The sequence below is a fragment of the Microbacterium esteraromaticum genome (assembly GCF_900163815.1).
In the GTDB taxonomy this organism is placed as follows: Bacteria; Actinomycetota; Actinomycetes; order Actinomycetales; family Microbacteriaceae; genus Microbacterium; species Microbacterium esteraromaticum_B.
Genome location: NZ_FUKO01000002.1, coordinates 74,418 through 93,848 on the forward strand (window position 1 = coordinate 74,418; position 19,431 = coordinate 93,848).

A 19,431-nucleotide genomic window follows, 5' to 3' on the forward strand; every position below is an offset into this window, starting at 1 on the left:
CGCTGCACCGGGTTCACGAGAGCACCCGACTATCGAGGCTCACCGCACGCCGCGGAGGGTCGCTCTGCCCGCTGGGCTGTCCGGCCGGGTGGACGTGGGTAGCGCGGTAAGCGGAGCGGATCGTGGTCGTGACCTCGCGCGGCGACAGGCCCGAGTGCTCGGCGGCTGGCGCGAGAGCGTCCACCATGTCCGGCAGGGACAGGCCGGCCTCGGCGAGGCGGCACGATGCCCAGAACAGGCCCCGGTTGCGTTCGCCCTCGCCGCGCTGCGCGACCCATGCTGCCAACCGCCCCGCATCTCTCGGCACCGGCCCGGCACGACGTGTCTGTCGTGGTTCGGGGCGAGGGTCCAGGAAGTCCCGCAACGCGCCCGCATCCACCGGCCCAGGTATCGCCTGCGTGCCGTCGATCAACGCATAGGACACGCGCCGATCACCAGTAGCGACCACGGAGGGCGGGACGATGATGTATCCGCCCTCGCCCCGGAAATCCACCCGCGCCCGCGCCGCCTGCCACGACGACTGCGGCCGGTCGGGATCGACCGGATAGTAGGCGTGCATCCCACCCGACGGAGTCCGCACCAACGCCACCCATCCATCCGCCAGACCGGCGCGGCGGGCACGCCCGAACGCACCGAACCCGTGCCCATCGGCCTTCCGGTCGACATCGACGACATCCATCCCAGATGCACTGCCCGTGGGCACGCCGATGTTCGCTGCTGGCCATCTTCGCCACCACGCTGTGACTTGCGCCAGCTCGGTGGTCGCGTCGTGGAACCCATGCTCGACCAGGGGCCGTTTACCGCCCGGCACGCACGGGAACACCGGCACCCCGGCCTCCGCGAACCGTGCCGCCGCCATCGCTGGCAGGAGGCCGACAACCTCAGCGAACAACTCTGCGGGCCTCATCACAGGCTCCTCACCGCGGCATCCGCCACCCGCGACACCGGCGGCGGCTCCAACCGCGGCGCCGGTGTGTGCTCTGCTCGCGGCGTACGCTCGGCTCTGGCTGTTTCGCGGGTGAGCCCGGGCGGGTCACCGCTGCCGATCTGTGACGTGGGCAGCCCGTCGAGGATTGTCCCGGCAGCCTTGCGGACTCGCTCTCCGGTGGCCTGCACCACCTCGGCGGGGTCTTTGTCCTTGACCGTGCCGGCCCAGCCTGAGACGTAAGGGATCGTGTAAGCGCTGGTGTCCATACCGTGCGCAGCGCCGATCATCAACGCCACCGACTCCGCCTCAACCTCACCGATCCCGCGATGCCCGGTCGCCTCCGGGTTATCCGGCCCATGCAGCCTCACATGCGCCAGCTCGTGCGCAAGGGTCTTCACCTGCGCCGCGTCGTCCATGTTCGTGCGCACCGCGACCGTCCGGGCCTCATAGTCAGTGAGGCCATTCGCGCCACGGATCATGCCCTCGTGCTCCACCCGCAGCACCGCAAACCCCTCAGCCTCCACCAGCCCTGCCAGGCCGTCCCACAACCCCGCCGGGGCTTCGCCTTCCAGCAGGACCGGAGACGGCTGCTCCGGGATCGGGTCGCCTGCAGTCTGGGAAAGGTCCCAGACATAGGCCGGCTTCGCACCAACCATCCGAGAACGCACCGCCTCACCAGGCTTCGGCTTCTCGTTCCGGCCGAGTCGCCGCCACGAGGCTGCGTCCTGCGGGGTCGAGGACGCGAACCGGCCCGTAACCGGGGCGAAGATCATGTATCCCGGCTGGCCCTTCTCGACCTGACGGCCCAAGGTCTGCCATTGCTTGTACCCAGCGACATACGACGGCTCCGGCGGCTCCACGCGCCCCTGCTCGAAAGCGTCAAGATGCTGCGCCCAGATCAGCAGCGTGTTCCCGAAACTGCGGGACCGGAACCTGGCCGCGAACTCCAAGGCACGCCGCCAGTCGTCCCCGGACGAGAGCTGACCAACCGCCGCCGCCAGCCGCTCATGCAGCGCGTCGAGCTTCGCATCCCGCGCCGCTCTCTGTTCCTCGGCCATCGCCATCACGTCCTCCTCCCGGCACGTCACACCGCACACGGCGGGTGACCCCTGCGACCAGAAGGTGCGCCAAGAGAAACAGCGAGGAATCGAGACGGACGACGGACAAGAGCGGGCGACCGCCAGGTACATCACTGAACCCGACGTAGTCCGCCTCGGTCTATCTCACAAACAACGCCCCCGGTGATCCAAGCACCGGATCATGACCGTTTCACCCGCCATGATGCGCGTTTACTCCGGGTGCGTCGCGAGTGGCGTGTCGCGACTGATCCGTCGATACTCGCTCGGAGAGACCCCGACACTACGGCGGAATTGACGGGCGGCGAAATCAGGATCGTTCCAACCGACCGAGGTGGCGATGGCCGCAATCGGGTCGACTGTCGTTCGCAGGAGGTCAGCCATCCGTTCGACCCGAAGCATCGTCAGATATGCAATTGGGGATTTGCCATACGCCTCTACGAACAATCGTCGCACCTGCGACAAGGACAAATGCACTGCGTCGGCCAGGTCGGTGATAGTCCAGCGCCGATCCAGTTTGTCCCGGAGCATTCTGGCAGCGTCACGTGCCTCACAACGCAAGGGTCGGAACTGTCGATGTCGCGGCTGCGAAGGAATGCCAGTGCTGCGTTGAGTTGAGCTGGTGCGTTCGCCCGTCATCGTCAGAAACGGCACAACAACATCAAGTACGGCAAAAAGCATCGCCTGGGCACGATAGAACCGCTCCGGGGCCAGTCCGTCGAGACTCAGCGCCGTGAGTTCGTCCAGCCACGGCATGAGGAGACCAGCCCTGTCCTCACCGATGTGGACGATTTGCGCGGGCTCCGCATAATGCACATCGAGGAAGGCGCTGGCGTCAAAACGGTCGTTGAACTGTGCTGCATACTGCCAGAACACCTGATCGATTACATAGTCCCGATCCAAATACAGCGTCGTCGTGGTGATCCACCCTTCCGGCTCGGCGCCACACAGGGTGTTTGCGGCGAGCACGATGACATCGCCCACATTGACATGACAGCAGCCGAATTCGCTGAATAGCTGTGCACCACCGGCACGGACAACGATGAACTTGACACAGTCGAATGCAATGGGAGCAATCGGTGCGTGACTGCTTTGCGTTCGAGCAACGATTGGTGAGTACGCTGCTGGCGCTGAACGAGGTTCAAAGGACGGGAGAGCCATCTATGCCTCACCGTCCGCCGGCCTGAGCAGGGCTCCTCCCCGCTCCTCTGGCTCGTGTCTGGTTGTAACGCATGGCGGCTCGCCCTACAGCGCCGAAACTGTGTCGCGCGGGTTTCCTCTGATGGCGGTGAATGCTGGCACGAAGAGGACGACGAGGAGGGCTGCGACGCCGATCCCCGCGAGGATCAACATTTGCCGGAGGTCGATGAGCGGGATTGCGGGGAGCCCCATCGCGGTGAGTAGCGCCGCTGCTGTGAGGACGCTGGCATAGGCGACAGCGAAACCGAGTCCGATTGCGGTGATGCTATAGCTGATCGCCTCGGCGAGTGCGATTCCGACGATGGTTTGCGGTGTTGCGCCTGCAGTGCGGATGAGCGCGTATTGCCGTGTGCGGGATCGGGTGGTGAGCAGGATGCTGGCGACGCTGCCGGTGACTGCGATGAGTGCTGCGGGGGTAAGCATGACGTAGGTGTCGATAGTGTTCAGTTCGCCGCCGAAGCCGGCCGCGAGGAGCGCGTTCTGCCATGTGGCGATAATCCCGAACAGGATGCCGTACAGAGCGATTCCGATGCTGATGGGCATCACCGCCGTCGACGCTTGTCTCGGGTGCTCGATAGCGGCATGTCGGGCGATGAACCAGGCCGGAGCAACGCGGGACGGCACGATCGCTGTCCAGACGCGTATCAGTGCCGGAACAACGATCGGTGAGAGCGCACCGATCGTTGCGATCATCATGATCCCCAAGGTGAGTGCCAGCGTTGCAGCAGCGGATTCGACGCCGGAGTCACCGCCGAGTGTCTGTGTAGCTAGGACTGTGACGATCAGCTGCTGGATGAGCGCGAAGATCAGCAGACCCGCGATGATCCATCGTGAGACCGGCATCGTCTTGGTGCGCTCAGTCGTATCGCGAACTGCGTGAACGGCAGGAATCCGCGCCGCGCGCCTGGCTGGCATGAAGCTGGCGAGGTAGCAGACGAGGGTGGAACCAGCGAGGGCAACCAGCGCAGCTGTCGGCGTGCTATCGACAGGGATGGTGTAGTCACCTCGAGTCACCATGCGCACAAGCAGGTCGACGGCGGGTTGACGCAGTGGTGTGGCAATCGCTATTCCCGCGGCCGTTCCAATCGTGTTCACGACGAGAACCTGCACGGTGATGCCAGCGCGAACTTGCCGCGGTGTCGCTCCAGCGAGCCGCCATCGGGCGATTCTGGTGGAGAAGGCTGCGATGGTTGCAGCACTGGTCGATCCGAGCACGGCGATCGCGGGGATCGCGGTGGAAACGTAGACGACATAGCTGCCGGCTCGTGCTTCATCGACCGTCGAGCCGAAGCTCTCGATGAGTTCTGCCCCAGACGTTGTGCCGAGCGTCCACCAGTAAACGGCCGCGAGATAGACGAACGCGGAAGCGACGCTGGCGACGAGCAACGGTCCGATCCACACCCGTACGTCGGTGCGAAGCTCAGCGAAGGCGAGGCGGATCACGCGGCGCTCCCTTCCATCGTCTGGAGGATCTGAGCGCTGGTTGCGCCCGTCAGAGTGTGGGTAACGACGCCGTCACGCATCACTAGTACGTGGTCTGCGAGGCTTGCGGCGTCGAGGTCGTGAGTGACCATGACTACGGTGCGGCCCTCGCTGGCGTGCTCCCGGAGCTTCCCGAGTACCAGCCGGGAGGATGCGCTGTCCAGTGCCCCAGTGGGCTCATCGGCGAACACGAGCTCCGGTGCGTTTGCCATCACCCTCGCCAGGGCGACCCGTTGCTGCTCACCGTTCGACAGCTGATTCACGCTCGCCCGCGTGCGCTCAGACAGTCCGAGACTGTTGAGAACGACATCCGCGTGATCCAAGTCTGCGCGCTGACCGGCAAGCCGTTTCGGAAGCACGACGTTCTCCCTGGCATTCAGCGCCGAGACAAGGTTGTACGACTGGAACACGAACCCCACCCGGTCTCGGTAAAGGCGAGCCAGAGCGCCGGATCGAAGTCGCCCAAGATCGCTGCCGAGCAGCTGCACGCTCCCAGCGGTCACCGGGTCGAGACCAGCGAGACAGAACAGCAGTGTGGACTTCCCGCATCCAGAGGGTCCGACGATCGACATCATGGTGCCGCGTGGCACCGTGAAGCTGACACCGCGCAGCACCGGGACGAGGGGCATACCCCGACTGCCGCCGAACGACTTCTCTACCGCGTTCGCGACCACTGCTGGTGTTGACCCCTGAGACTCATGCATAAATCAAGGCTCTCGGGAGCACCGCGCACCGAGCGAGACCGGTTCCCATCGACCCCGTGAGGGAAACCCATCACCTTTTTCTCAGGGAACCCCCGAGGTGCGCCCGCGCATCGAACGAGACAATAGAAAGATGAGAACCGTACTGACGTATCGCTCACTCCGAGCAAACCCGTTGCGGGTTCTCGTCAGCCCGACGCCCTGGGCAGGACTCGTCTACGGGTTCTCAGGGATGTTGCTGGCTTTGCCGACGGCCATCCTTCTCCCGCTCTTCCCGCTCCTCCCAGCCTGGTCGTGGCTTCTTAGCACCGTCGAACGGCAGCGGGTGCGCCTCATCGGGCACGAACATATTCCCGGCCCGCCTTCGCCATTGCAGGTACCGCCGTGGCAGAACGTTCCCGCGCGACTGACCTCGGCGCTCGGATGGCGCGAGATCGCGGGTGCCCTCGTGCATCTGATTTTCGGAATACTGACCTTCACCCTGTGGATCTTCGGACTCACTCTGGCCATGACGTTGATCCTCGCGCCCTTCCTGCCATTGGTTGGTCGAGCGTTCGCCATCGGCAACTGGCAGATCGACAGCCCGGTCGGCACCATGTTGATCGCGATGCTCGGTCTCGTTGTCCTGGCTGTCTTCCTGTATGCGCAACTCCTGCTCGCGCTCGGACAGGCGATGACCACGCGTGTGCTCATCGGTTCACGAGTCGAAGAACTCCAGCAGCAGGTCACCACTCTCGCCGGTGAACGTGTTGCACTGATCGATGCGTTCGAGGCTGAACGGCGACGCATCGAACGTGACCTCCACGACGGCCCCCAGCAACACCTCGCCGGCGCAGCCCTACACCTCGGTCTCCTCCGCACGCGCCTCCAAGCACGCGCCCCAGAGGATCAGGCCGAGCTGCTACCAAATATCGATGCCGCACACGACGAAATCGAACGAGCCCTCGACACCATCCGCGACGCAGTCGCCGGACTACGACCGCGCATTCTCATCGACAAGGGGCTTCTCGCGGCCATCGATGACCTCGCCGAACGCTCTCCAATCCCCGTGATCGTCAGCATCAGCCGCCCGGTCCGACTCCACGAGGCAGTCGAGGCCAGCGTCTATTCCATCGCCACCGAGTTCGTCGCCAACAGCCTCAAGCACAGTGGCGCTACCCAGATCACCATCACATTAGACACATACCCAGACGGCGTCCGCCTCGTACTTAACGACAACGGATGCGGCGGTGCAGACCCCGCCCAAGGCTCCGGGTTGATCGGAATCCAACACCGCGCGACGCTACTCCACGGAGTCATCGAACTGCACAGCCCAGCAGGTGGGCCCACGACGCTTTCGCTCCTACTCCCCGAAGGCACCATCAGGACAGGAGCGTCCGCATGAGAATCGGCATCGCAGAAGACGTGGCTCTTTTGCGCGAAGGCATCACCGCACTTCTCGAACAACACGGGCACACCGTGCTCTGGTCCGTCGGCGACGCCAGCGAACTCCTCGCACGAATGCATAACCCCGCGCCGGAAGTGACTCCAGAACTACTGATCGTGGATGTGCGGATGCCGCCAGAGAACACGGACGACGGACTCCGAGCCGCCGTTGAAATCCGCAGGCAGAATCCCGAGCTCGCGATCATGATCCTCTCCCAGCACCTCGGGAACGAGTACGCCAAGGAACTACTCGCCACCGCCCCTGATTCCGGAGGCGGCACCGGCTACCTTCTCAAGGAACGTGTCGGACGAGTTGCCGACTTCCTCAACGCGATCGACGTCCTGGGACATGGTGGCGTCAGCATCGATCCGAAAGTCGTTGCCGCACTTCTCGCATCGCACTCCACCGGCGGCATACTCGCCACCCTCACCAACCGGGAACGCGACACCCTTGCGCTGATGGCCGAAGGACACACGAACGAGCAGATCACCAAGTTCCTGCATCTGAGCGCGCCGACAATCGAACGTCACATCAGCAGCATCTTCACCAAACTCGACCTGAGCGAGCACCCCGGCAACAAGCGCGTCCTCGCTGTGCTGGAGTACCTCAAAGGCTGAAAGCATTGCGGGCGGTTTCAAGTGCAGCGATTGCTTGTCTGGGGAGCACGCCGTTGCCGAGGGCGGCGAGCTGCTGGTTCGTAGTCAGCCCGTGACGCGCGTCTGTGACCCAACCTGACGGTAGCCCCATGAGCCACTCCACGAATACTGGCGCGGGCCGCGGGCCGGTCGCTTCGTCCAGGAGCGCGGGTGCTGGCGCCGGACGGCCGGTGATCTGAGTCCAGTACGTCACAGCTGCGGCGTATCGTCCCCAGCGCCGAAGAGCAGCCCGATCAACGTCCACAGGCTCTCCGGCTCCTCTGTGCGCTGGTAGCCGTTCGGACCGTGGAGTGCGAGATCGATGATCTGATGGCTCAACGCGATCGTCCCGCGACGCGCTCTGACCTGTTGCAGACTCTCCCCGCCCCGTGCGGCGTCCGATGCCAATGGAGTGCGGAAGAGCACGGTGGGCGACGATGAAGACCCGAAACCGTGGATGGGGTGCGCCGATAGCGGAAGCGGGTAGACCGATCCATGCTGCATCCATCCCGAGGTCGGCCAGGTCCCCCAGAACTGCTCCTGCCGCCCGAAGAGGTCGAGCTGCGGAACCTCCCATATTCCACGGATCGGGTTCCAAGTCGCGACGGGTTGCATCGTTGAAGGTTGCGGTTCGGGGGCTGCGCTGTTCATTGTCGTCTCCTTCCGGGCGTGCGCGGATCGCGGAGGCCGAGAGCAGCCCCCGAACGTTCTCAATGACGACCCATTCGGGTTGCAATGCGTCGATCGCTGTCGCCATGTGCGCCCAGAGCCCGGAGCGGGTGCCGGGGGCGAGACCAGCCATCTTCCCGACCGTGGATACGTCCTGGCAAGGGAACCCACCGCAGAGTACATCGACCGGTTCGACCGTGCTCCAGTCGATCGCAGTGATGTCGCCGAGGTTGGGAGCGTCAGGCCAGTGGTGGTCGAAGACGCGGGCAACGGGCTCGTTGATTTCCGAGAACCAGATCGTGCGGGCATCAAAGACTTCCTCGACGGCGAGGTCAAGACCGCCGTACCCGGAGAACAACGATCCGACCCGCAGACGGCGATCGTCGTTCTTGTCGTTCGGCTGACGCATGCGAGCTCCGGCAGGTTCGTGATCCCCGGCCGTCGTCCACTCGTGAACTCGATACCGGGCTGGTCACCTGCCAGGTGCTCGCCGCTCCTCCCACGACCGGCCAGGCAGCGCCGCCGTCGACGCTTACCTGAGCTCTTCTCGCCATCTTGCTTCCGAGCTACCACGCGTCTTGCAAACGTGGCGGCGGGTGCCGGGTCGGCACATGGTTCGGCCGGCTCGCGGCCACCTACCTCCTGGATGAAGGGAGGCGGTCAGGGTGACGGTTTCGATGCGTGTGATGAGCGCGGGCGATGGTTACAAGTACCTGCTGCGCACCGTGGCGGCCGGCGATGGCGACAGGTCTCTGTCGACTCCGCTGACCCGCTATTACGCGGAGGAGGGGACTCCGCCGGCGTTCTGGATCGGGGCGGGTGTCGCGGCGCTCGGTGAGGGCCGGATCACGGTGGGTGATCCGGTGTCCGAGGCCCAGCTTCAGCTCCTCGTCGGGATGGGCCGTGATCCGGTGACGGGTGTCCCGTTGGGGCAGGCGTACCGGCAATATCTCTCGGTCGCTGAGCGCGTCGAGAAACGCACCGCGGCCCTGGGCCCAGGCTTGGGGCCGACGGCGCGGGCGGACGCGATCGCCCGGATCGAGGCCGAGGAGGCCGCGGTGGGGACGCGGCGTGCGGTGGCCGGTTTCGACTTCACGTTCTCGATTCCGAAGTCGGCGTCGGTGTTGTGGGCGGTTGCGGACGCGGGAGCGCAGGCGCTCATCGCGGATGCACATCATGCGGCGGTTGCGGAGGTGGTTGCGTTCATGGAGCGGGAGGTTGCAGCCACGAGGATCGGCGCGCTCGGTCGCAACGGGGCGGTTGCGCAGATCGATGTCGAAGGTCTCGCCGCGACGGCGTTCGATCACTACGACTCCCGCGCCGGTGACCCCCATCTGCACACCCATGTCGTGGTCAGCAACAAGGTCCGCACCGCCCAAGACGGTAAGTGGCGATCCCTGGATGGTCGCCCGTTGCACGCCGCGACCGTCGCTTTGTCGGAGTTGCATGAGGCGGTGTTCGCGGACCATCTGACCCGGATGTTCGGCGTCGGGTGGGAGGCGCGCGACATGGGCCGGGATCGGAACCCGGCGTGGGCGATCCGTGCCGTCCCGGAAGAGCTCGCCGTGGAGTTCTCGTCCCGGTCCAGGGAGATCGATATCGAGAAGGACAGGCTCATCGCCGAGTACGTCGCCAAGCATGGGCGGCAGCCCTCGAACTCGACGGTCATCAAGCTCCGCGCTCGCGCAACCCTCGCCACCCGCCCTCAGAAGCAGGTCAGGTCCCTCGCCGAACTGACCGCCTCATGGCGGCACCGCGCGGCACGCATCCTCGGGGCGGATGCAACTGGGTGGGCACGGACGGTTGCAGCGAACGATGCACCGTTGCTGCTTCACGCAGACGACATCCCCCTCGACGTGATCCAGTCCCTCGGGCAATCCGTCGTCGAGACCGTCGGAGAGAAGCGGTCCACATGGCGGCGGTGGAACCTGACCGCGGAGGCCGCGCGGCAGACGATGGGCTACCGGTTCACCAGCACTCAGGACCGCGAAGCGATCGTCGGCATGGTCGTCGATGCCGCCGAGAACGCCTCGCTGCGCCTGACGCCGCCGGACCTCGCGTCGAACCCGATCCTGTTCCAACGCGCAGACGGGACGAGCAGGTTCAGACCGGCGAACTCCACCGTCTACTCCTCAGAACAACTCCTGGCTGCCGAAGACCGCCTCCTCGAGCGTGCCCGCACCCTCACCGCCCCGACCTTGCCGTTGGCTGTCGTGGAGAAGATCACCAGACGGCCCGACCGCGAAGGACGAGTCCTCAGCGATGACCAGGCATCCGCTCTCACCAAGGTCGCCGTCTCCGGACGGGTCGTCGATGTTCTGGTCGGTCCCGCCGGAGCGGGGAATACCACATGTTGGGTTTGACACCACTATGGGAAGCCGCGAATACGTACCGAGCGGGGTTCTACCGAAGCGTAATGCCTGCTCATTTTCTTCGCGCGACATGAGACCGAGGCCGCGACCCGTAGGGGAGCAAACATAGCTTTGTCTGAACCTGCTGGTCTATTGAGTAATCCTACTTTGTTGCTTCGACGACGAGTTGTTCGATGACGCGGTTTGATGATCTCATAATGCGAAACTCTGGTCAGTTTGCCTTGATGTGTTCCAGGACGGCCAGGACGCGTTTATTGCCGGAGTGCTCGCTGAGGTTGAGTTTGGTGAAGATGCTGCTGATGTGGCGTTCGATCGTTGGGGCGCTGAGGTGGAGGAGCTTGGTGATCTGTTCGTTCGTGTGCCCTTCGGCCATGTGCGCCAGCACTTCGCGTTCTCGGTCGGTGAGGGTCGCGAGCGTCCCTCTTGCGGGGCCGGCATCCAGGAGCGCGGCGACCACTTTGGGGTCGATGCTGACTCCGCCGTTGCCTACGGTGTCGATCGCGGTGAGGAAGTCTGTGACTCGCCCGACGCGCTCTTTCAGGAGGTATCCGGTGCCGCCCGAGGCTTCGGGAGCGCCGGCGAGCAGTTCTTTCGCGTATTCGTTGCCGAGGTGCTGGGAGAGGATCATGATCGCGATCGCGGAGTGGTTCTTGCGGATGTCGACGGCGGCGCGGAGTCCGTCGTCGGTGTTGTCGGGCGGCATTCGCACGTCAACGATCAGCAGTTCCGGCATCTGGTCGTCGGCCGGGGTGTGCATTCGCGCGCGGAGCTCGTTTGCGTCGCTCACCGACCAGAGCACGGTGTGTCCGTGTTGTTCGAGGAGAGAGGTGATGCCCTCGCGGAGCAGGGCAACGTCTTCTGCAATACCGATTCTCACGTGTGTGCTCCTGTTCTGATGATGTCACTGGGGAGCATGATCGATAGGTTCGTGGGCCCGCTGATAGGGCTGTCGAGCTCTGCGGTTCCGCGCAGGAGCGTGACGCGGTGGTTGATGCCGATCAGCCCGGTGCCTCGGGCCGGGTCCGCACCACCGTCCCCGTCGTCGTTCAGCAGGATTCGGACACCACCAGGCGCAGTGTCGAGTGTGATCGTGATCTGGTGGGCGCCGCTGTGCTTGAGGCTGTTGGCGACGAACTCGGTGGCGATGGAGTACACGCTGGCCTCTGCCGCGTCAGAGAATCGGACCACGGGATCGACATCGACCCTCACCGGTACCGGGGATCGGTCGGCGAGGTCGATGAGGGCGGCTGCAAGGCCTTTCTCGATGAGGATGCGTGGACGCAGTCCTGATACGGCAGCGCGGATGGCGTCGAGGGCGCGTTCGATTTCGTCGTGTGCGGAGTCGAGTCCTGGGAGCAGGTCGGGTTGTTGCTGTTCGATGCGGGTGCGGAGGAGCCCGAGGTGGAGGGCTGCGCCGGCGAGGTGTTGCTGGGGGCCGTCATGGAGGTCGCGTTCGATGCGTCGTCGTTCTGCCTCGAACGCATCGACCAGCGCGACACGTTCACCCGCGAGCGTGGTGACTTGCTGTTCGAGCTCTTCGACGCGGGAGCCGATCAGCACCCTGGCGGTCATCGCCTGCACGACGGCAAGCGCGAGCTGCGCATAGAGGAAGACCGCCAGGACGATGATGCCGAGCACAGCGATCGGGATCGTGTCCGCGGGGTGGTCGATGCGCCAATCACCGGCCGTGAATGCCGAGCCGAACAAGGGTAGGAACGGTGCGAGCAGCAGCGTCAGGGCCAGGGTGAGTCCGAAGACCCACAGGGTGAAGGTCAGGACGGCGAAGATCAGGTGGAGGAGGGTTCCTGCGATCTCACGCCACCCGAGCGCCGATGTCAGCCGTGCGGGAACGTGCCGCCACGGAGGTATCCGTAGAGACACGGGTGGGCCTGGAATGCTCTTGTGACCGAGCAGGCGCACCCGCTGACGCTCGATCGCGCTCAACAGCCACGCCCAGCCCGGAAGAAGCGGGAACAGGGCAATGAAGATCATCGTCGGTAATGCCAGCAGCATCCCTGAGAACCCGTAGACCGCCGCCGCCCACGGTGCCGTGCTCGCGAGAAGGCGCAACGGATTCGTCCGAAGCAGGCGAAGCGTATGCGCGGTTCTCATCCCTCTATTATCTCGTTCGCGCCATCGGTGGACTTCGGGGGTTCCCCGAGAACAACATGATGGGTTTCCCTCACCCAGCGAGGGTAACCATCCTCGTCGCGTGGTCGGTGGGGCGGGAGCCTTGACGTATGCACGAGTTTCAGGGTCAAGCGGCGGTCGTCGCACATGCAGTGGAGAAGTCGTTCGGCGGCAAACGGGGCCTGCCGCTGGTGCCGGTGCTCCGTGGGGTGTCGTTCACGGTGCCGACTGGCAGCATGGTGTCGATCGTGGGACCCTCCGGGTGCGGCAAGTCGACGTTGCTGTTCTGTCTCGCGGGCCTGGACCCAGTGACAGCGGGGAACGTGCAGTTGCTCGGCAACGACCTCAGCACACTGCGTCCGGGGGCTCTTGCGCGGCTCTACCGCGACCGGGTGGGATTCGTGTTCCAGTCCTACAACCTCGTCTCGGCTCTGAACGCGCGAGAGAACGTCGTGCTCCCCAAGCGGCTCGCCGGTCGGCGCGTCGACATGGATCACGCTGACGCGGTACTCACCGGGCTCGGGCTCGCAGATCGCACGCGGACAGGGGTGAACCGGCTCTCCAACGGTGAACAGCAACGTGTCGCGCTCGCCCGAGTTATGGCGAACGCCCCCGAGCTGGTGTTCGCCGACGAACCCACCGGAGCCCTCGACAGTGCCTCCTCACGCCTGGTGCTCGGGAAACTCCGCGAGCACGCGAACAGCGGGCGCACCGTGGTCATGGTCACGCACGACCTCGACGCGGCCAGCCTCGCCGATCATGTGCTCGTGATGCGCGACGGCATCGTGACTCACATGCTCACCGGGGCCAGCAGCGCGCAGATCCTCGGGGCGATGGAAGGGAATGCCGCGTGATCCGCCTCGCCCTCGCCGAACTCCGCACCGATGTGCGGCTATGGATCGGGCCGTTGTTGGTTGCGAGCGTGGCGTCCGCATTCGTGTATCTCGCATCGGTGTACTGGTGGACGCTCGGCACCCCGTCCGGGGCTGCGCTCATCGAGAGCTTCGGCTCGACCGTCGATGAAGCCCGAGCTGGGAGCTATGTGGTCTACGTCTCCACCGCCATCCCCGCGATCGCGGTGCTCGGATCAACCAGCGCTGCGACCATCGCGGCCTTCGCCACCAGAATCGCCCGCTGGCGACTCGCCGGCGCCACACCCAGACAGGTGCGCGCCGTCGTGACCGTCCAGGTGCTCATCGTGAACACGATCGGTACCCTCCTCGGAATCGCCATCGCCCTGCCACTGCGTCAAGCAGCTGTTGACCTGCTCGTGCGGATGGTGACTCGAGGCGACTACACCATCCCCGCCTACGGAAGCCTTGCTCCCGCGCTGGTCGCGCTGGCCGGGTCAACGCTCGTTTGCTACCTGGCGAGCTTCGCACCCGCACGTCGTGCCGCACGGATTCCCGCCGTGCACGCCGTCCGCGATTCGGTCGAAGCCTCAAAGACGATGCCCGTCTCACGATGGATCATCGCCGGCATCCTCGTCTTCGCACTCATCCAGCAAGTGATCGTTACCGTCTTCGCCACGCAGACACTCGGCGCTGATCCCGGTGTGGAGTCCGCTGCCGCGACGCTGGCGCTCACCCTCGGCATCATGATGATCGTGACCATCGGCGCGCTCGCACCCGTCCTCGTGCCCGCGCTGATCCGCCTGTGGACAGCGATCGTTCCCTCGCGTCTCGCGCCGTCGTGGTTCATCGCCCGTCACTCCTCGACCGAGCACCCCCGGCAAGCCTCGACCGCGGTGATGCCCATCAGCATCGGCATCGCCCTGTACGGCATCCTGTTCGGCATCATCGCTACCTGGCAGAACGCCCTCCACACGGCCGGACTCGCCGGAGAGCTGAACACCATCGATACCTACGTCATGCTCACCCCCGCCGCAGTCATCGCGATCGCCGGGAGCGTCGCAAGCATCCTGCTCACCACCCGAGCACGCGCCCGCCAATACGCACTCATCCGCACCGCTGGTGCGCTGCCCAGAACCATCGTCAGCATCGCACTCGCTGAAGCAGTCAGCTACAGCATCACCGCGATCGGGCTCGGGCTCGCAGTCGCCTACGCGAGTGTCCTCACCGCCGCTGGACTGCTCACCGCAACCGGGCTCCCGGCGGCACCGCTCATCGACTTCCGCCAGATGCTCCTCCTCGCAGGAATCGGAATCATCGCCGTCCTAGCCTCACTCCTCGTCCCCGCACTCACAGCGATTCGCGGGAACCCACGCGAGACGACGCGCTAGGTGTAGCCAAACTGATTTCCTTAGCAAGAAGGAAGCGAGCACGATGTGTCCGGGTGCGTTCCTATCCATTGCCATATGAGTTGTGGAGGCCGTGGCGCATGAGCGGCGCCCGCTGCGCATCCTTCATGCGCACCACAGCGCCGCCGTTGAACCCATCGCCTTCCCACAGGCCAAGGTCGTTGTCGTCACCGCGGGATGGACGAAACTGGAACATCGCGGGCAGGTGACTCCTCTCACGGAGGGCGATGTCGCGATCCTCCCGGCCCAGGCTCTGGTCGCCGGGGTCCCGCTCCCGGTCGCGGAGACCGTGACGTTCTATCTCGATCCGCCGTTCCTCGAACAACAACTCGCGTGGACACGAACGGTTGCTCCACTCGCAACAACTCTCCATGCGGCTGCGGCGGGAACCGGGCCGATCCTCTCCCTGCGACCGACAACGACAGAACGCAGAACGATCATCAAGCAGGCGCGGACACTTGCGGCATGCGACGCATCATCTGCGCGCGTCAGCCTGGAGCTGCTCGGGGCATGTCTGAGCTTCCTAGCTCGCATCGAGCACGTCATTTCGCCGCCGTCATACGTTCTGCCGCGAAGCGACGTTCGGGCCGTCGTCGCTGCTCTGCGCGGTGACCTTGCCCGCCGTTGGGCGGTGAGCGACTTGAGTCGCATCGCGAGCCTCTCCATGTCACAGCTCACTCGTTCCTTCAACTCCTCGCTGGGTTCGCCGCCGATGCAAGTGCTGGCGCGGCTGCGCGTGGAGCGGCTGGCGGAACTGCTGCTGACAACAGATTGGACTGTTCAACGCTGCGCGGAGGCGGTGGGCTGGTTCGATCCGTGTTACGCGACACGGATAATGAAACGCCTGTACGGGATCACCCCGAGCGAGTACCGCAAGACCGCTCGTTGCAGGCGGTGGCTGGGCTCTGAGTTTCGAGGGTGATGGCTCCTGGGCCGTTGGAACGCGGGGTCGGAAATCTCCGGGGCAAGGTGTCAGAAGCCGATGCCGCGCTCACGGTGCGGATCGACATGCGGGCGTTGCTCATGCTCAACGGATGTGATCTGTTCCGCGCGCTCGGCACGAGCACGTTCCGCCTCGACTCGCCGGGCTTCTGTCTCCGCGTGTCGCTGACGTATGAGTTGCGCCGCTTCCACGGTGGGCAACGTCTCGATCTTGCCGAGCACACTGCGCAGTTCCTTGGCCTGGTCACGCCAGCGTGCAGCGCGACCCGCGGGGCCACCCACGGGTGCTCTGCCAGTCTTGCCGTAGATGCCTGTCCGGAGCCGCTGGCTCTCGGCAAGCTGCTTCCTCGCGAGCTGCCCTCCGGCTGCCCGTGCGTCCTGCGCTTCGCGTTCAGCCTCGACCACAGCAGGGTACTGCTCGGCCCGCTTCTCGGCGACCGTGTGCGCCCATGCGTCGAGACCTTCCGGGGTGTACGGCAGAGTGCCCCACCGTTGCTGCACGCCTGCCTGGAGGCGTTCGTGCGCGTGGTTCGCCTCATCGCGGGTGCGAGCGGCGGCTCGGCGTCGGAGCCTGCTTGCCTGCTGGTAGGCACGCCCGGCCTCCCACACCTCCTGCTGAGAGGTGAGAACCGTTTGCCCATCGGTCAGAGCCTCGGCTACGAGCGGGGCGGTAACCTCCTCACGGACCCGTTGCGCGTACTGCTCAGCGGCGGTGACGACTGTCTTGTGCTCTTCGAGTTCGGCCTCATGTGTCTCCCGGAGTTCGGTGATCGCCACCTCTGCCTGTTCCCATCTCGTGGCCTGAGTTTCGGCGTGGGCGATCGCTTCGGCCAGCCGCTGACGTTCCGCATTGACGAACGCGACCGGCCCGTCTGAGATGAGCCCGCGTGCTGCGTCGTGTGCTTCGGTGGTGGCGTGGTCGAGGCCGCGGTCTGCACGGTCGCGGGTCATGGCCTGCACGAACTGTTCCCGCGCTTCCGCCTCGTTCGCGGCGATGACGTGGAGGGTGTTGTCGTGGGTGCCGCGGGTGAGCCCGACGTAGAGGCCCGCTGCGCTGATCGCCTCGTCCAGCACGGTGTGCGAATCGGTGACGGTGACGCCTTGGACGCCGTAGGCGGTGCTGGCGTAAGCCAGGTGCGCATGTTCTTCCAAATACTCGGACGGGAGCTTGATCGTCTGCTGGTGCTTCCGGTCGTTCCCGTTCTCGGCCGCGTACACGGTGCCGTCGTCGGTGATGTGTTGGACGGTGAAGGTCTGTCGGTTCGCGACCCCGATGGTGCTGTCGTTCTTCCGTGCCTGGATCACATCCCCGGCACCGATATCGAGGCCGTCACTCCCAGTGATGGTGCGGGTATGGTCGAGGTCGCCTCGTTCGAGGCACATCTCCTGTATGCGGGCATTGAGTTCGCGGGCGTCCTCGTTCGTCGCAACGGTGACCGCATCACCGGATGCAGCGGTTGCTGCGATCTGCTCGCGCATTATCTCTTCGGAGTCGTGGAGTCGCACGAGTCCCATCGCGTGCAGTTGGTCGAATGCTGCGGCGGGGTTGGTGCCGTCGCGTAGTTGCAGGGTGAGGGTCGCGTATTCGGGGCTGGTGAAGCGGTGCAGCCCGGTCATATCAAACGTGGTGCCGCATATCTGGGCTGCGATATCGAGGACACCACCACGTCCGACGGCGGCGAGTTGTGCGCGGTCGCCGACAAGCGCGACCGTCGCCCCCGCCTCCGCCGTGATCGTCATGAGGGCGATAGCGGTGTCCTGATCCAGCATCCCCGCCTCATCCACCACCACCCGCTCAGCACGCGCAAGCTGGCTCTCGGATGATGGCCCCGTGAACGGGCGTTCCGTGTCGGGGTCGATGTCGCCGACGTTCAGCCTCGACCAGACACCATCGTTGTTCCACCGGAACCCGTGCGCGTGCACGAGCGCCGCGACGGAGTCAGCCGGTACACCGAGCGCTTGACCTGCAACCTGTGCGGCCTTCTTCGTCGGCGCAACCACCCGCGTCAGCCTGCCGTCCGTGCGCGCGGCGTCGATCGCGGGTCGCAGCATCGTCGTCTTCCCGCTACCTGCGGCACCTTCGACGATCACGAGCGGATCGGTCGACGCGATCGCTGCGGCTGCCTGCAACTGGGCGGCATTGAGCCCCTGTGCGGAGTCGAGTGCTGCAACATCCGGGTGCCGCATATCGTGCTCCGGTGTTGCGCTGGTGAGGAGGTCACGCAACCGGCTCTCGGCCTGTACGACGCGGAGACTCGTGAGGTGCGCAACATGATCCGGCCGTGCAGCACTATCGGGCAGGACCGAGAAGCAATCCGAACGTGCGAGGTCTGTCGCGAGTTGCACGAACTCCCGCAACTCCTCCGGTGTCGCGGTGACGCCGTGTTCGGTGGTGATGCGGGTCACGTGTTCGCGGATCGTGTGCGGCGTCCACGCCGACGCGCCCGCGGCACAGCGATCGAGAGCGCGGGAGGCGACCTCCTGAATCGAAAGGTCATCAAGCCCGACGATGGGGCGCTGTGCGGTCTTCCTGACGTTCTCGGGTGCGTATCCGGCGTCTTCGAGTTCCGCCCGCCATCCGGCTTCTGTCGCCAGGACGGAGGGCTTCTTGCTGGGGCGCTCGTGCGCCCACGCCCTGTGCAGCAACCGCGCCCGCGCCACCGGCCCCGCCGCCTCACCGGGATGGGCCTGTTCCCACTCGGTTTCGAGGCGGTCGAGGTTCCGCTCGACCTGCCGGGTGCGCTTCGACATCACGGTGTTGAAGGCTTGCAACTCATTGACTTCTCCGGTCATGGGGTCGAGCGTGAGGCCGTGCCTGTCGAGTGCAGCGGCGAGTCCTGGGTGTGCAGCAATGACCGCGCTGCCGAGAGCACGAATCGCGCCTTGCTGCTTGAACAGGGCCCCGGTGTCGAGAGCACGCCATTTCCCCGCTGCCTGCACACGTGTGCCGATCTGGAAATGGATATGCCGGTGCGGATCACCCGCACGCGACGTGCGGTGCGTGACCGCGACGGTCTGCAACGACCCCACCGGCACGACCTCCTGCGCACCCCGCGGACCGGCACGCGTGGTCGAGTTCTGTGCAAGCCACCGGCGAATCTCCCCGGCTGCATCCGCCTGCGCCGCATGCAGCGCCGCGGAGACCTCCGGGTGCAGGGCAGCAGAGATCGACAAGCTCTTCGGCGCATTGATCACCATCTCCGCGAACCGCGGGCTCCCACGTTTCCCGCCGCCCGCCTCGCGTGGGGTGCCCATCGAGATTGCGGTAGTCGGGTCGGTCCAGTCAACCCAGGCCGCGTATGCGTCTGCGTCGAGGGCACGGGCTTCGATGACTTCGCCTCGCGCGTCCGTGATAGTGAAGTTCGCGAGCGCAGTTCCGGCTTCCAGGTAGTACTCGTCAGCGGTGGCACCGTCGGACTCCAAGTACCGGCGCGCCGCGACGCCAGCTCCCCGGAACAGGGTCACACCGCCCTTCATTGTGTCCTCCCTCATGAGTGGTCTCATGAGGGAGGTACGCACCACGGCCCCGCCGTAGTATGCGTCCATCATTTTCTTTGCGGGGAGGGAAGTTGGTCCAGCGGCGTATGACGGTGCGGCGTCTGCGTCTCCG

14 protein-coding genes and 2 pseudogenes are annotated in these 19,431 nt (G+C 65.2%); 6 read left to right on the forward strand and 10 right to left on the reverse strand.

Translation table 11 applies throughout. The features are described 5' to 3' along the window. Positions 1–13 precede the first annotated feature (13 nt). The 5 genes from FM104_RS00415 to FM104_RS00435 form a co-directional block, all read right to left on the reverse strand. Positions 14–907 carry a bifunctional DNA primase/polymerase gene (locus tag FM104_RS00415; protein ID WP_087129478.1) on the reverse strand — a complete coding sequence of 298 codons (894 nt, stop codon included), beginning with the start codon at positions 905–907 and terminating at the stop codon, positions 14–16. Then, positions 907–1,992 carry an ArdC-like ssDNA-binding domain-containing protein gene (locus FM104_RS00420; RefSeq protein ID WP_087129479.1) on the reverse strand — a complete coding sequence of 362 codons (1,086 nt, stop codon included), beginning with the start codon at positions 1,990–1,992 and terminating at the stop codon, positions 907–909. The genes FM104_RS00415 and FM104_RS00420 overlap by 1 nt, the downstream gene beginning before the upstream one ends. Before the next feature lie 225 nt (positions 1,993–2,217). Beyond that, the gene (locus FM104_RS00425; RefSeq protein ID WP_256971438.1) at positions 2,218–2,988 is read right to left on the reverse strand and encodes a helix-turn-helix transcriptional regulator; all 771 of its coding nucleotides are present in this window, start codon (positions 2,986–2,988) and stop codon (positions 2,218–2,220) included. A gap of 261 nt (positions 2,989–3,249) precedes the next feature. Further along, complete coding sequence (locus FM104_RS00430) at positions 3,250–4,647, reverse strand: ABC transporter permease (RefSeq protein WP_087129481.1); 1,398 nt, start codon at positions 4,645–4,647, stop codon at positions 3,250–3,252. Further along, the gene (locus FM104_RS00435) at positions 4,644–5,390 is read right to left on the reverse strand and encodes an ABC transporter ATP-binding protein (RefSeq protein WP_087129482.1); all 747 of its coding nucleotides are present in this window, start codon (positions 5,388–5,390) and stop codon (positions 4,644–4,646) included. The genes FM104_RS00430 and FM104_RS00435 overlap by 4 nt, the downstream gene beginning before the upstream one ends. A gap of 130 nt (positions 5,391–5,520) precedes the next feature. Here FM104_RS00435 and FM104_RS00440 point away from each other — a divergent pair, with 130 nt between their 5' ends. After that, positions 5,521–6,771, forward strand: coding sequence for a sensor histidine kinase (locus tag FM104_RS00440; protein WP_087129483.1), 1,251 nt, complete (start codon positions 5,521–5,523; stop codon positions 6,769–6,771). Further along, entirely contained in the window at positions 6,768–7,430 is a 663-nt protein-coding gene (locus tag FM104_RS00445; RefSeq protein ID WP_087129484.1) for a response regulator transcription factor, read from the forward strand. Before FM104_RS00440 ends, FM104_RS00445 begins: the two co-directional genes overlap by 4 nt. A 228-nt stretch (positions 7,431–7,658) precedes the next feature. Here FM104_RS00445 and FM104_RS16675 read toward each other — a convergent pair whose 3' ends face one another. Next, the gene (locus FM104_RS16675) at positions 7,659–8,099 is read right to left on the reverse strand and encodes a hypothetical protein (protein WP_256971447.1); all 441 of its coding nucleotides are present in this window, start codon (positions 8,097–8,099) and stop codon (positions 7,659–7,661) included. A gap of 94 nt (positions 8,100–8,193) precedes the next feature. Continuing rightward, a pseudogene (locus FM104_RS16680) lies at positions 8,194–8,526 on the reverse strand (DNA cytosine methyltransferase); the annotation flags it as partial. Positions 8,527–8,782: 256 nt separating this feature from the next. Here FM104_RS16680 and mobF (FM104_RS00455) point away from each other — a divergent pair. Further along, a pseudogene (gene mobF, locus FM104_RS00455) lies at positions 8,783–10,468 on the forward strand (MobF family relaxase); the annotation flags it as partial. A 232-nt stretch (positions 10,469–10,700) separates the two neighbouring features. Here mobF (FM104_RS00455) and FM104_RS00460 read toward each other — a convergent pair. Together FM104_RS00460 and FM104_RS00465 are read right to left on the reverse strand one after the other, a co-directional pair. Then, the gene (locus FM104_RS00460) at positions 10,701–11,366 is read right to left on the reverse strand and encodes a response regulator transcription factor (RefSeq protein ID WP_087129487.1); all 666 of its coding nucleotides are present in this window, start codon (positions 11,364–11,366) and stop codon (positions 10,701–10,703) included. Continuing rightward, positions 11,363–12,601 carry a sensor histidine kinase gene (locus FM104_RS00465; protein WP_087129488.1) on the reverse strand — a complete coding sequence of 413 codons (1,239 nt, stop codon included), beginning with the start codon at positions 12,599–12,601 and terminating at the stop codon, positions 11,363–11,365. Before FM104_RS00465 ends, FM104_RS00460 begins: the two co-directional genes overlap by 4 nt. 128 nt (positions 12,602–12,729) lie before the next feature. Between FM104_RS00465 and FM104_RS00470 the strand changes: the two genes are divergently transcribed. The 3 genes from FM104_RS00470 to FM104_RS00480 all read left to right on the forward strand — a co-directional run bounded on the left by FM104_RS00470 (position 12,730) and on the right by FM104_RS00480 (position 15,801). Continuing rightward, positions 12,730–13,473 (forward strand): ABC transporter ATP-binding protein, encoded by a 744-nt coding sequence (locus FM104_RS00470; RefSeq protein ID WP_087129489.1) that lies wholly within the window; start codon positions 12,730–12,732, stop codon positions 13,471–13,473. Then, positions 13,470–14,861 carry an FtsX-like permease family protein gene (locus FM104_RS00475; protein WP_087129490.1) on the forward strand — a complete coding sequence of 464 codons (1,392 nt, stop codon included), beginning with the start codon at positions 13,470–13,472 and terminating at the stop codon, positions 14,859–14,861. Before FM104_RS00470 ends, FM104_RS00475 begins: the two co-directional genes overlap by 4 nt. Before the next feature lie 91 nt (positions 14,862–14,952). Beyond that, positions 14,953–15,801: a helix-turn-helix domain-containing protein gene (locus FM104_RS00480; RefSeq protein ID WP_087129491.1), complete on the forward strand. Its 849-nt coding sequence runs from the start codon at positions 14,953–14,955 to the stop codon at positions 15,799–15,801. A 50-nt stretch (positions 15,802–15,851) separates the two neighbouring features. On the opposite strand, the gene mobF (FM104_RS00485) is transcribed toward FM104_RS00480, so the two are convergent. After that, entirely contained in the window at positions 15,852–19,313 is a 3,462-nt protein-coding gene (gene mobF, locus FM104_RS00485; RefSeq protein ID WP_256971439.1) for a MobF family relaxase, read from the reverse strand. Positions 19,314–19,431 lie beyond the last annotated feature (118 nt).

Bases quoted from the DNA above. Each gene is read 5' to 3' on its own strand.
- FM104_RS00415 (WP_087129478.1), bottom strand. From the start codon at position 907: ATGAGGCCCGCAGAGTTGTTCGCTGAGGTTGTCGGCCTCCTGCCAGCG.
- FM104_RS00420 (WP_087129479.1), bottom strand. From the start codon at position 1,992: ATGGCGATGGCCGAGGAACAGAGAGCGGCGCGGGATGCGAAGCTCGAC.
- FM104_RS00435 (WP_087129482.1), bottom strand. From the start codon at position 5,390: ATGCATGAGTCTCAGGGGTCAACACCAGCAGTGGTCGCGAACGCGGTA.
- FM104_RS00440 (WP_087129483.1), top strand. From the start codon at position 5,521: ATGAGAACCGTACTGACGTATCGCTCACTCCGAGCAAACCCGTTGCGG.
- FM104_RS00445 (WP_087129484.1), top strand. From the start codon at position 6,768: ATGAGAATCGGCATCGCAGAAGACGTGGCTCTTTTGCGCGAAGGCATC.
- FM104_RS16675 (WP_256971447.1), bottom strand. From the start codon at position 8,099: ATGAACAGCGCAGCCCCCGAACCGCAACCTTCAACGATGCAACCCGTC.
- FM104_RS00465 (WP_087129488.1), bottom strand. From the start codon at position 12,601: ATGAGAACCGCGCATACGCTTCGCCTGCTTCGGACGAATCCGTTGCGC.
- FM104_RS00470 (WP_087129489.1), top strand. From the start codon at position 12,730: ATGCACGAGTTTCAGGGTCAAGCGGCGGTCGTCGCACATGCAGTGGAG.
- mobF (WP_256971439.1), bottom strand. From the start codon at position 19,313: ATGAGGGAGGACACAATGAAGGGCGGTGTGACCCTGTTCCGGGGAGCT.